The organism is Caulobacter segnis (assembly GCF_023935105.1).
Classification (GTDB): domain Bacteria; phylum Pseudomonadota; class Alphaproteobacteria; order Caulobacterales; family Caulobacteraceae; genus Caulobacter; species Caulobacter segnis_B.
Window position 1 is genome coordinate 2,903,152 of record NZ_CP096040.1, and the last position, 11,906, is coordinate 2,915,057.

Annotated in this window: 10 protein-coding genes; 3 read left to right on the forward strand and 7 right to left on the reverse strand. The window is 68.4% G+C overall.

The features are described from left to right. Genes mfd through MZV50_RS13670 form a run of 3 tightly spaced genes read right to left on the reverse strand, consistent with a single transcriptional unit; the run spans position 1 to position 4,535 of the window. The gene (mfd, locus tag MZV50_RS13660; RefSeq protein WP_252629727.1) at positions 1-3,468 is read right to left on the reverse strand and encodes a transcription-repair coupling factor; all 3,468 of its coding nucleotides are present in this window, start codon (positions 3,466-3,468) and stop codon (positions 1-3) included. A gap of 18 nt (positions 3,469-3,486) precedes the next feature. Then, complete coding sequence (locus MZV50_RS13665; protein ID WP_252629728.1) at positions 3,487-3,780, reverse strand: FAD assembly factor SdhE; 294 nt, start codon at positions 3,778-3,780, stop codon at positions 3,487-3,489. Positions 3,781-3,803: 23 nt separating this feature from the next. After that, complete coding sequence (locus MZV50_RS13670; protein WP_252635237.1) at positions 3,804-4,535, reverse strand: class I SAM-dependent methyltransferase; 732 nt, start codon at positions 4,533-4,535, stop codon at positions 3,804-3,806. Positions 4,536-4,657: 122 nt separating this feature from the next. Here MZV50_RS13670 and MZV50_RS13675 point away from each other — a divergent pair, with 122 nt between their 5' ends. Then, entirely contained in the window at positions 4,658-6,301 is a 1,644-nt protein-coding gene (locus tag MZV50_RS13675; RefSeq protein ID WP_252629729.1) for a DEAD/DEAH box helicase, read from the forward strand. Positions 6,302-6,367: 66 nt separating this feature from the next. Here MZV50_RS13675 and MZV50_RS13680 read toward each other — a convergent pair whose 3' ends face one another. Further along, on the reverse strand, positions 6,368-7,063 hold the full coding sequence (locus tag MZV50_RS13680) for an HTTM domain-containing protein (protein ID WP_252629730.1): 696 nt from the start codon (positions 7,061-7,063) through the stop codon (positions 6,368-6,370). Next, positions 7,060-7,500 (reverse strand): hypothetical protein, encoded by a 441-nt coding sequence (locus MZV50_RS13685; RefSeq protein WP_252629731.1) that lies wholly within the window; start codon positions 7,498-7,500, stop codon positions 7,060-7,062. Before MZV50_RS13685 ends, MZV50_RS13680 begins: the two co-directional genes overlap by 4 nt. A gap of 162 nt (positions 7,501-7,662) precedes the next feature. Here MZV50_RS13685 and MZV50_RS13690 point away from each other — a divergent pair, with 162 nt between their 5' ends. Beyond that, a complete protein-coding gene (locus tag MZV50_RS13690) occupies positions 7,663-7,935 on the forward strand; it encodes a hypothetical protein (RefSeq protein ID WP_252629732.1) in 273 nt (90 codons plus the stop codon). A 3-nt stretch (positions 7,936-7,938) separates the two neighbouring features. Here the strand turns inward: MZV50_RS13690 and MZV50_RS13695 are convergent, their stop codons facing one another. Further along, positions 7,939-9,105: a glycosyltransferase family 61 protein gene (locus tag MZV50_RS13695; RefSeq protein WP_252629733.1), complete on the reverse strand. Its 1,167-nt coding sequence runs from the start codon at positions 9,103-9,105 to the stop codon at positions 7,939-7,941. Between the two features lie 32 nt (positions 9,106-9,137). Next, a complete protein-coding gene (locus MZV50_RS13700; RefSeq protein WP_252629734.1) occupies positions 9,138-10,595 on the reverse strand; it encodes a coniferyl aldehyde dehydrogenase in 1,458 nt (485 codons plus the stop codon). 193 nt (positions 10,596-10,788) lie between these two features. Between MZV50_RS13700 and MZV50_RS13705 the strand changes: the two genes are divergently transcribed. After that, positions 10,789-11,850, forward strand: coding sequence for a GGDEF domain-containing protein (locus MZV50_RS13705; protein WP_252629735.1), 1,062 nt, complete (start codon positions 10,789-10,791; stop codon positions 11,848-11,850). Positions 11,851-11,906: the final 56 nt, after the last annotated feature.

Below are 11,906 nucleotides of genomic sequence, written 5' to 3' on the forward strand. Positions count from 1 at the left end.
CTACTCCTTCGCCAGCTTGGCCAGGACCGTCAGGATCTTCTCGGCCGCGTCCAGGCGCTGGGCCGGGGTGTCCCACTCGCCCTTGATCACCACCTTCTGGTCCGGGCGGACCTTCCAGATCAGGCTGTTCTTGGCGACGTACTGCATCAACCCCAGCGGGTTGGCGTAGGTGTCGTTGCGGAAGCTGGCCACCGCGCCCTTGGGGCCGACGTCGATCTTGGCGACATTGGCCTCGCGGCACAGGCCCTTGATGGCCACGACCTTGAGCAACGACCCGGTCTCGGGCGGCAGCGGGCCGAAGCGGTCGATCATCTCGGCGGCCAGGGCCTCGCGGTCGGCGGCCTGCTCGGCGTCGGACAGACGTCGATAGAGCGACAGGCGCACGTTCAGGTCCGGCACGTACTCGTCAGGGATCATCACGGCCGCGCCGGTGTTGATCTGCGGCGACCAGCCCCGGTCTTCCAGTAGGGCCTCTTGTCCTTGCCGCTGGCGCAGCTCCGCGACGGCGTCCTCCAGCATCTGCTGGTAGAGTTCGACGCCGATCTCCTTGATGTGGCCGCTCTGCTCGTCGCCCAAGAGGTTGCCGCCGCCGCGCTGGTCCAGATCGTGGCTGGCCAGCTGGAAGCCGGCCCCCAGGCTGTCCAGCGACTGCAGCACCTGCAGGCGCTTCTCGGCCGACAGGGTCAGCGACTTCTCTACGGGCGTGGTCAGATAGGCGTAGGCGCGGGCCTTGGAGCGGCCGACGCGGCCCCGGATCTGATAGAGCTGGGCCAGGCCGAACATGTCGGCGCGGTGGACGATCAGGGTGTTGGCCGAAGGGATATCCAGCCCGCTCTCGACAATCGTCGTCGCGAGCAGCACGTCGTACTGGCCCTCGTAGAACGCCGTCATCACGTCTTCCAGCTGGGTGGCCGCCATCTGGCCGTGGCCGACGACGTACTTCACCTCGGGCACCTGGGTGCGGAGGAACTTCTCGATGTCCTCCAGGTCCTTGATGCGCGGCACCACGTAATAGGACTGGCCGCCGCGATACTTCTCGCGCAGCAGGGCCTCGCGCAGGGTCACCGGGTCGAACGGGCTGATATAGGTGCGCACCGCCAGGCGATCGACCGGCGGGGTGGCGATGATCGACATCTCCCGGATGCCGCTGAGCGCCATCTGCAGGGTGCGCGGGATCGGCGTGGCGGTCAGGGTCAGCATGTGCACGTCGGCGCGAAGCTCCTTGAGCTTCTCCTTGTGCTTAACCCCGAAGTGCTGCTCCTCGTCGACGATGACCATGCCCAGGTCCTTGAACGAGACCTGCTTTGAGAGCACGGCGTGGGTGCCCACGACGATCTCGATCGTGCCGTCGGCCAGGCCCTCGCGGGTATCGGCGGCTTCCTTGCCGGTGACCAGGCGCGACAGGCGCGTGACCTTCACCGGCCAGCCCTGGAAGCGGTCCTTGAAGGTCTTGTAGTGCTGGCGGGCCAACAGCGTGGTCGGGCAGACCACGGCGACCTGCTTGCCGCTCATCGCCACCACGAAGGCCGCGCGTAGGGCCACTTCGGTCTTGCCGAAGCCGACGTCGCCGCAGATCAGGCGGTCCATCGGCTTGCCCGAGCTCAGGTCCTCCAGCACATCGTGGATGGCGCTGAGCTGGTCGTCGGTCTCCTCGTAGGGGAAGCGGGCGCAGAACTCGTCGAACACGCCCTGGGGCGCGTCGGTCTCTTCCACGGACTTCAGCTGGCGGGCGGCGGCGATCTGGATCAGCCCCTCGGCCATGACCCGAAGGCGTTCCCTGGCTTTCGCCTTGCGGCCCTGCCAGGCGGCGCCGCCCAGCTTGTCCAGCTGGACCGTCTCAGGATCGGAGGCGCCGTAGCGGGTCAGCAGGTCGATGTTCTCGACCGGCAGATAAAGCTTGGCTTCGCCGCCATACAGCAGGTCCAGGCAGTCGTGCGGCGCGCCCTGGACGTCCAGGGTCTTGAGGCCCTCGTAGCGGCCGATGCCGTGGTCGATGTGAACGACCAGATCGCCCGGCGTGAGCGCGGACGCCTCGGCCAGGAAGTTGGCGGCGCGGCGCTTCTTGCGCGGACGGGCCAGGCGGTCGCCCAGGATGTCTGTCTCGGAGATCACCGCCAGTTGGTCGGTCTCGAAGCCATGGTCCAGCGGCAGCACGACGCGTTGCGGAACCTTGGGATCGTTCGCCTTGGCCGCCTGCCAGTAGCCGGCGAATGGGATCTTCTTCAGGCCATGGTCGGCCAGCATCGTCCCCAGGCGCTCGGACGAGCCCTCGGACCACGAGGCGAACAGTACCCGCTTGCCCTCGGCGGCCAGCGCCTTGGCGTGGTCGGCGGTGGCCTCGAACAGGTTGACGCTGTCCTGGGCCCGCTCGGCGGCGAACACGCGGCCGAGCTTCGCGCCCAGGTCGACGACATCCAGGCCCTGCGGCTGGAACGGTGTGAACTTGCGGTGGGTGCGGTCGGAAAGCTCGCGGTCCCACTCTTCGGCGGTCAGGTACAGCGCCTCGGGCGCCAGCGGGCGATAGGCCGACTTGCGGTCGGCCTGGGCGCGGGCCTCGTAGGCGTCGAGGATCATCGACAGGCGCTCGTCGCGGGCCTCGGCGGCCTGGTGGTCGACGCCGATCAGCGAACCGGCCGGCAGATAGTCGAACAGCGTCGCCATCCGCTCGTAGAACAGTGGCAGCCAGTGCTCGAGGCCGGCCCGGCGCCCGCCCTCGCTGACGGCGGCGTACAGCGGATCGTCGCCCGGCGCGCCGAACTCGGCGACGTAGCCCTTGCGGAACCGCGAGATGCCGTCGGCGTCCAGCAGGGCCTCGCTGACCGGCAGCAGGTCGATTTCCTTCAGTTGCTTGGTCGAGCGCTGGGTCTCGGGATCGAAGGCCCGGATGCTCTCCAGCGTGTCGCCGAACAGGTCCAGGCGCACCGGCTCCTCGGCGGCCGGCGGATAGACGTCGATGACGCCCCCCCGGATCGCGAACTCGCCGCGCTCGGAGACGGTGGAGGCGCGGGCGTAGCCGTTGACGGCGAAATAGCGCTCCAGATCCTTGATATCGACGCTGTTGCCGACTTTCGCCGCGTACGAGGCGCGCAGCAGCACGTCCTTGGTCGGCACGCGCTGCAGCAGGGCGGGCGCGGCGATGACCAGGATGGCGGGCTTCTTGTCGCCCAGGCCTCGGGCCAGGCGCGACAGGGTCGCCATTCGCGTGGCCGAGACGCCCGACGACGGACCGATCCGGTCGTACGGCAAGCAGTCCCATGAGGGCAGCAGCACCGCCTCGATCTCGGGGGCGAAGAACTTCAGGGCGTCTATGAAGGCGCCGGCGCGTGCGGTGTCGCGGGCCACGAAGGCGGTCAGGCCGCCGCGCGCGCGGGCGATGTCGGCCATCACCAGCGCGTCGAAGCCCTCCGGCGCGCCGGCCAGGGTCAGGCCGCCGGCGGCCTTGGCGATCTGTTTGGCGTCGTAGGCCATGAAGTCTCTTTAAGCTGGTTAGGCGCCGTCGCCGGTCGGGCGCGCGGCGTGCGCTTCGAACCTGAACGCGCGGATCAGCGCCATGACGTCCGTCTCGAACGTTTCGGGGGTCGGCTCCTGGCCGACGATCCAGGCGTAGATCTCGCGATCGGACTCCTCGAGCAGGCGTTCCAGGGTGTCGAGCTGCTCGGGGCTGAGGTGCGGGCCATGGACATCCGCGAACGGGCCCAGAATGAGGTCCGCTTCCCGGAAGCCGCGATGCCAGGCGCGGAAACGAAGGCGCCGAAGGCGGGAGTCGTGGTCGATGCTCATGTGTCGGCGGATATAGAGCGGCGTCAGGTCTTGCGCCACTCCATGATGAGGTACCAGGGCACGCGCCGATATCTGTCAGCACGATCCTCGGGCCCGCCGGTCGGCTCGGGCTCGTCGAAATGCGTCAGAGTCAGCCCCTGCCCGAGGAACCACTGCATGTAGTCCCTCAGCGGCCGATGCCAGTTGACGATCCGGATACCGCGCCACGCCTCCCAGCCCGAGCGGGGCTCCAGATAGCGGTCGATGCCGAAATGGGTGCGCCTGCCCAGCAGGTCGCGGCGCCAGCCTTGGCCGGCGCGCGCCGTCGAGAAGCTGGTCAGGTTGGCGACCAGCAGGGTCCCGCCCGGCTTCAGCACCCGGACCATCTCGGCGATCGCCTGGCCGGCGGGTTCGATGTCGATCAGCGACAGGCAGCTGACCACCAGGTCGAAACTGGCGTCGGCGAAGTCCAGCGCCTCGGCGCGGCCCTCGACATAGGTCCCGTCCGGATCCCGCGTCCGGGCCGCCGCCAGCAGCTCGGAGGTCGGATCCAGGCCGACGGGATCGAAGCCCTCGCGGCGCAGGATCCGGCAGAACCGCCCTTCTCCGCAGCCGACGTCCAGCGCCCTGCCGCCGCCGAGCCGGCGCAGGCGTTCGATCATCGGCGCATCCAGGACATATTGGCGGCCGTAGTCTCCGGTCTCGCCCATATCCTTGATCCAGGCCTTGGCCGAGGCCTTCCAGCCATCGTCACTCATCTTCCGAATACCCCCTATCGCCTTGTGGCGATTGACTTTGCCGACTTTACGCCTATTTATCCCCAGCTTCGGAGCAGGTCTGGCGAATCCGCGCCGCCCGCTCGCCCAAGCACGGGCGGCTCCGAGCAGACCAGCGTGTAATGACTGAATTCACAGACCTCGGGCTTTCGCCCACGACCCTGCAGGCGGTCGCCGACACCGGCTATACCACCGCGACCCCCATTCAAGCCCAGGCCATTCCGGTCGCCCTCGCGGGCCAGGACGTCCTCGGCATCGCCCAGACGGGCACCGGCAAGACCGCCGCCTTCACCCTGCCCCTGATCGACAAGCTGCAGTCGGGCCGCGCCAAGGCCCGCATGCCGCGCGCCCTGGTCATCGCCCCGACCCGCGAGCTGGCCGACCAGGTCGCCTCCAGCTTCGAGAAGTACGCCAAGGGCACCAAGCTCTCGTGGGCGCTTCTGATCGGCGGCGTCTCGTTCGGCGACCAGGAAAAGAAGCTGGACCGCGGCGTCGACGTGCTGATCGCCACGCCCGGCCGCCTGCTTGACCACTTCGAGCGCGGCAAGCTCCTGATGACCGGCGTTCAATTCCTGGTAGTCGACGAAGCCGACCGCATGCTGGACATGGGCTTCATCCCGGACATCGAGCGCATCTTCAAGATGACGCCGCCCAAGAAGCAGACCCTGTTCTTCTCGGCGACCATGCCGCCGGAAATCACCCGCCTGACCAAGCAGTTCCTCAAGGATCCCGTGCGGATCGAGGTGGCCAAGCCGGCGACGACCAACGCCAACATCACCCAGCTGCTGGTCAAGGTCCCCTCCTCGGACCCCAAGGCCAAGCGCCTGGCGCTGCGAGCCCTGGTCGAGAAGGCCGGCATCGAGACCGGCATCGTCTTCTGCAACCGCAAGACCGAGGTCGACATCGTCGCCAAGTCGCTGCGCGTGCACGGCTTCGACGCCGCGCCGATCCACGGCGACCTCGACCAGAGCCAGCGCATGAAGACCCTGGCGGACTTCCGCTCGGGCGCGCTGAAGATCCTGGTGGCCTCGGACGTCGCCGCCCGCGGCCTGGACATTCCGGCCGTCAGCCACGTCTTCAACTACGACGTCCCCCACCACGCCGACGACTACGTTCACCGCATCGGCCGCACCGGCCGCGCGGGACGCACGGGCGTGACCTACATGCTGGTCACCCCGGCCGACGACAAGGGTTTCGACAAGGTCGTCAAGCTGATCGGCCAGACGCCGGAAGAAGAAAAGCTCGACCTCGACTACTCGAACGCCGTGACGGTGAAGCGCGAAGGCGACCGCGATCGCAAGCGCGGCGGCCGTGATCGCGACAGGGGCTCGGAACGGGGTGAACGCGGCGATCGTCCGCCCCGCGCGCCGCGGGGTCGTGGCCGCGCCGAAGACACCGCCGCCGAAGCGCCGGCCGAAGCCGTCGCGACCGAGGCCTCGCAAGCGCCCGAAGCCGCTGTCGTCGCCGAGGAGCGTCCCGCCCGCGAGCGTCGGCCGCGCCGCGAACGCGAACCTCGCGCCGCCGCTCCGGAGATCGAGGCCGAACGCCCCGTCCGCGCCGAACGTCCCGAACGGGCGCCTCGCCCGGAGCGCGCCGAAAGAAGCGAACGACCAGACCGCGCCGAGCGTGGCGAACGTCCCGAGCGCCCCGAGCGTCCGGTGCGCGGCGTTCAGCCAGTCCGCGACCGCGACGACGACGATCGTCGCGTGGTCGGCTTCGGCAACGACGTCCCAGCCTTCCTGGCCCGTCCGCCGCGCGGCAAATAGGCCTTTCCATAGAGACCATCGCGAAGGCGCCGAGCGGAGACGTTCGGCGCCTTTTGCTTGTCAGGTCTAGTGGATCAGCCGTCCCTGCAGCCAGAGGATGGCCGGATAGACCGCCAGCCAGGTCCAGAAGAAGCGGTTCAGCCCGAACAGGCAGGCGTTGGCCAGGTGGAAGGTCCCGGCCACGACCAGGCAGGCGATCAAGGCCGGCTTCCACAGCAGCGTGAACGGGAACGCCAGCTCGAACAGCATAACGGCCCAAGACATGGCCAGCAGCACGCGTGGTCTCCCAGCCCAGCCGCGCAGGTCCTCGCTGACCGGATAGGTCGAGAACTGGAAGACATCGGCCAGCGCCCTGCCCGATCGCCAGTCCGGGTTCACGATCTTGACGGCGCCCGAGATGAAATAGGACAGGGTCAGCTGCGCGCCCAGATAGCCGAAGGCCAGTTCTTGCAAGGGTCGCGATGGCGCCAGATGCGCCAAGGTCAGGCACCACAACGCCAGGAGGCCCATCCTGTCGCTGCCGCCGTTATAAGGCCCCTGGAAGCGGTGCAGGATCACCAGCGACAGGCCCGCCAGCCCGACCAGCGGCCAGGGCGACGCCACGCCGGCGACGACCAGTGCGCACAGGACGATCCGCGCGCCGAACAACGCCCGCTCGTTCCGGAAGCGCGTCAGATGCTCGAGGCTCTGCTGGACCAGGGCCAGGGCCAGCAGGATCTCGGTCAGGCGGACGGCGGCCTCCAGGCCCATCGGCGGCGTCATGCGACCGCGATCTCCGCCAGGCGGCGCGGGGCGGGCTGGAACAGGACTTCGCTGGACACCGTCTCGGCCTCGCGGCTGAGGAAGACCAGCCGGAAGCACAGCCAGGGTCGCTCGGCGTCCTCGGGTTCGCCGCGCAGGTCGGCGGCGATGCGCTTGAAGATCTCATCCTCGCTGTGGACCGTCGGCGCGTCGGTCAACCGCTCGGCGCAGCTGACCAGGAACAGGGTCTCGTTCCAGCGCGGGTTCCAGACCAGCCGTCGCAGCGTCTCAAGGGGCGGAACGCGCGCCGGACGCGGCCGGAACGCGCGCCAGTCGCCCGACGTATCGCCGATCGACCGCAGCCGGGCGTATTCGACGCGCGGCGACGGCGCGATCACGTCGAAGAAATTCCACGACGGGATCAGCGCCGGCAGAAGCAGCTTCAGGAGGCTGCGCACGGTCCCCTCCAGAATCGACGAGCAAGTAAGACACTAGCTGCCGACGCGTCGCGCGCCCAATGGCCACACTCGCGGAACGCTGTTATCTTGCCACACGTTTTCGGCTCGATCGCGCCGGAGCCCGGCCGGTCCCGAAACCCAACAAGACTGGGAGGACTGCACGTGGCCGCCATCGAACCCGAACTCGACAAGGAAGCCGTCCTGATCGCGCACGAGAAGACCTATCACGCCTTCTCGGTGCTGCTGCGCTGGTCGATGCTGGCCCTGGCCGCGGGCATCAGCAGCTTGACGGTATGGTTCGCCACGCCCGGTGGGTTCTGGGGCGGCCTGGTGACGTTCGTGATCGTCTGGCTGGCCGGCTACTACGGCATGGTCAAGCGCGAAGAAAAGCAGCCGCTGGACCCTTGGGTCCCGGGCCGCAAGGGTATTCTCTGACCGCTACAGCGCCGCGTCCACGAACGCCAGCAGGTCGTCCAAGGGCGGCCTGAAGGCGAACCTGAAGCCTCTGCGGAATCTGGCCAGCATCGGCGCCTCGCGCGCCGGGCACGGCGACGCGCAGACATAGCCGCGCCAGTCGACCCCCACCTGGCGACAGGCCGCCCTCACCCACTGGCTGGTGAAGTTCAGTGGTTGAATCTCCACGACCCGCGCGCCCTTCGGCAAGAAGACGGCGTTGGCCAGGGCCGCGCCACTGGCCCCGACCACGACCTCGGCCTCCCGCATCAGGGCGACCTGTTCGGCCGCGCCCATCGTCTCGGGACGGACGATCTTGAAGCCGCGCGCGGCCAAGGCTTTCTCGAAAGCCGCCTCGCCCACCATCACCCGCATCGACTGACCGCGCCGCGAGAGATAGACGCGCCGCGCGCCTTGGCTGGCCCCTTCCCGTCCCACGGGCGCTCGCTCCAGGACCCGGCTCGCCAGATCGGCCAGCAGGCCGTTCGGATGATGCAGGAAGTGATCCATGCTGGTGGCGAAGGCCGCGCGCTTCAGGCGAACGACGGGCGCGTCGATCTCCCGGACCGTGCGGCCGTGCAGCGCCAGGCCGATCAGCTCTCGCTGCCAAGGCGTCAGTTTCGGCGCCAGGATCGGCAGGTCGTCCAGCAGGCCGGCTTGATCCATGGCCAGCAGCGATGACAAGGCGTCGATGACGAAGTGACCGTAGTTGAAGGTCGCGCCCCAGGGCAGGAATACCGCGCCGCCTTCCAGCACGGGCGCATCGGCGGGCGGGGTGAAGTGCGTGGCGTTCTCGCGCAGACCCGGGATCGCCGACAGATCCTGCGAGCCGTGCCGCGCCTCGCCGATCGTGGCGTTGTAGAGCGCGCCGTCGGTTCCGATCAGCGCCCCGAAGCGCGGAAACCACCAGGCCTCGCCGATCGCGCACAAGGCCGGCACGTTGACCGACGGCGGCGCGGCGATGTCATAGGGCCAGGCGTTCGCTTCGGGGCCGCCCAGTATTCCCAGTGACGCGCCGGTCGAGGCGTCGTGCTCGGGCGTCCAGGCCACCCCCGTCTCGCCCCGCCCGAACCGCAAGCGCAGCTCGACCGTCGACATGCGCGGCAAGTCCTGGGCTTCGACGATGGGGCGCACGGAAAGCGACGCGGTCATGCGTCGCTTGGAGCATGCCGCGTCGCCATTGGCTACTTCTTGATCTGGCTCGCCAGGTACTTGCGGATCCCCTCCCCGTACGGCGGGCGCAGGCCCAGCATCGGGGCGATGTCCTTCTTCAGCTGCTGGAACACCGCCTTGCGGTGGCTGAACTCACGGAAGCCGTCGTGGCCGTGATAGGCGCCCATGCCGGCCGGACCGACGCCGCCGAACGGCAGGTCCTCCTGGGCGACATGGAAGATCACGTCGTTGACCGTCACCCCGCCGCTGGTGGTGCGCTGGAGCACCCGGTCCTTCTCGGCCTCGTCGGTCCCGAACCAGTAGAGCGCCAGCGGCCGGTCGTGAGCGTTCACATAGTCCACGGCCTCGTCGACGGTCTTGTAGGTCTTCACCGGCAGCACGGGCCCGAAGATTTCCTCCTGCATCACCTTCATGTCGTCGGTGGGATCCAGGATCAGGGTCGGGGCGATCTTGCGATGCTCCTGTTGGCTGAGGTCCTCGCCGGCGGGATTGATCTCGACCACCCGTGCGCCCTTGGCCCGGGCGTCGTCCACATAGCCCTTCACCCGGTCGTAGTGGCGCTGGGCGACGACGGCCGTGTAGTCGGGATTGTCCTTGATCGTCGGGAAGTAGCGGCCGACCGCGGCCTTGGCCTCGGCGACGAAGGTCTCGACCTCCTCCTGGGGGGCCAGGACATAGTCCGGCGCCAGGCAGATCTGGCCGGCGTTCAGGGTCTTGCCGTTCATGATCCGCGCCGCGGCGGTGACCATGTCGGCCCCGCGCGACAGGATCACCGGGCTCTTTCCGCCCAGCTCCAGGGTCACCGGCACCAGGTTCTCGGCCGCCGCCCGCATCACGTGCTTGGCGACCGAGGTCGCGCCGGTGAAGACCAGGTGATCGAACGCCAGGCCGGCGAAGGCCTGCCCCACTTCCGGGCCGCCGACGAACACCGCGACCTCCTCTTCGGAGAAAGCCTTGGCGAACATGGCTTTCAGGAGATCGGAGGTGGCGGGCGTGTATTCCGATGGCTTGATCATGGCCCGGTTGCCGGCCGCGAAGATCCCGGCCAACGGCGCGAAGGTCAGGTTGACCGGGAAGTTCCATGGGCTGATCACCCCGACCACGCCCTTGGGCTGCCACTGCACCGTGGCCTTGGCGCCGAACAGGCCCAGGATCGCCGGGGTGGTCTTGCGCTTCTCCGGCCGCATCCACTTGGCGACGTTCTCGCGGGCGAACTTCAGCGGGCCGATCGAGCCGGCGACGTCGGTCAGGGCCGTCGCCTCGGGCGAGCGCGAGCCGAAGTCGGCGTTCACCGCCTTGGCGATCTCGGCCTGATGGCCGATCAGCAGGTCGATGCTCCGATCCAGCCACTGAATGCGCTTTTCCGCGCTGGGCGGGCCGTCCCTCAAATGCGCGGCCTTTTGGCGCTGCAGGATGTCGTCCATGGCCGCCTTGTGGGCCTCGAAAGACAGATTCACCGGTGCATTCATGGCCTTGTCGCTCCTCCCCGGGTCCGCCTGTCGGCGCGACACTCATCTTATCAATGATCACCATGAGCGAGCGTGCGGTCGCGCGCAAGCGAACGTTGTTCGTTCTTAACGGCTCGTAAGAACTCTCCTGTCTAAGCTCGATCTCCAGGCGATCGGGGTTTCCGCACGGGAAGCGTCGACGGGGGAAGAAGAGATGTCGGACGTCGAAACCACGCTGCGCGGGCCCGAGGCTTACAAGATCGCCGCGCGCGCCGTGGAGCTCATGGAGCGCCATCAGGTTTGGCCGACGGCGCTGAATTTCGAGCTCTGGACCCACTATGTGGCCGACCCCGACGGCGCCCTGGCCCGTGAGCTGACCCGCCTGATCTCGCTGGGCGAGCCGATGACCGAACTGGTCAGCGAGGAGCTGGCCGCGGCCTATCTGCCCAAGGCCCGTCTGAACGAACAGATCCGCGACGCCGGCGACCTGCTCTCCAAGGAGCTGGAAGCCGTCGCCAAGGCCATCCAGAACGCCCAGAAGTCGAACGCCGCCTTCGGCAAGGAACTGGCCGGCGCCAGCAAGAGCCTGGACAAGTCGACCGACGTCGAAGCCATCAAGATCGTGGTGGACAACCTCGCCGAGGCCACCCGCCGCGTGCACAAGGAAAACCAGTCGCTGGAAACGCGCCTGGCCGACTCCACCGCCGAGGTCGAGCGTCTGCGCGAGCACCTGGAGCAGGTCCGCCGCGACGCCACCACCGACGGCCTGACCAACCTCGCCAACCGCAAGGCCTTCGACGAGGAGCTGGACCGCGCCTGCGCCGACGCCGACGACAGCGGCACGACCCTTTGCCTGGCCGTCCTCGACATCGACCACTTCAAGGGCTTCAACGACACCTGGGGCCACCAGACCGGCGACCAGGTCATCCGCTACGTCGCCTCGGTGATCGGCCGCGTCGCCGCCCCGCCGCGCTTCGCCGCCCGCTACGGCGGCGAGGAATTCGCGATGATCTTCCCGCGCGAGGCCTCGGCGATCGTCGCCACCACTCTGGAAGAGATCCGCGTCGAGGTCTCCTCGCGCATGCTCAAGCGTCGCTCGACCAACGAAGACCTGGGCGCCATCACCATCTCGTCGGGCTTCGCCGAGCGTCGTCCGAACGAGACCGGCCACTCGATCATGGAACGCGCCGACGCGGCGCTCTACGCCTCCAAGCGCGGCGGGCGCAACCGGGTCACGGCGGCGGAAGCCATGCCAGCCTCGGCCAACGCGGCCTGATCCCCCTTCAGCAGAAGACCTACTGTCGCGCCGCCGGTCTCACGATCGGCGGCGTC

Bases quoted from the DNA above. Each gene is read 5' to 3' on its own strand.
- MZV50_RS13675 (WP_252629729.1), top strand. From the start codon at position 4,658: ATGACTGAATTCACAGACCTCGGGCTTTCGCCCACGACCCTGCAGGCG.
- MZV50_RS13680 (WP_252629730.1), bottom strand. From the start codon at position 7,063: ATGACGCCGCCGATGGGCCTGGAGGCCGCCGTCCGCCTGACCGAGATC.
- MZV50_RS13695 (WP_252629733.1), bottom strand. From the start codon at position 9,105: ATGACCGCGTCGCTTTCCGTGCGCCCCATCGTCGAAGCCCAGGACTTG.
- MZV50_RS13705 (WP_252629735.1), top strand. From the start codon at position 10,789: ATGTCGGACGTCGAAACCACGCTGCGCGGGCCCGAGGCTTACAAGATC.
- MZV50_RS13700 (WP_252629734.1), bottom strand. From the start codon at position 10,595: ATGAATGCACCGGTGAATCTGTCTTTCGAGGCCCACAAGGCGGCCATG.
- mfd (WP_252629727.1), bottom strand. From the start codon at position 3,468: ATGGCCTACGACGCCAAACAGATCGCCAAGGCCGCCGGCGGCCTGACC.
- MZV50_RS13665 (WP_252629728.1), bottom strand. From the start codon at position 3,780: ATGAGCATCGACCACGACTCCCGCCTTCGGCGCCTTCGTTTCCGCGCC.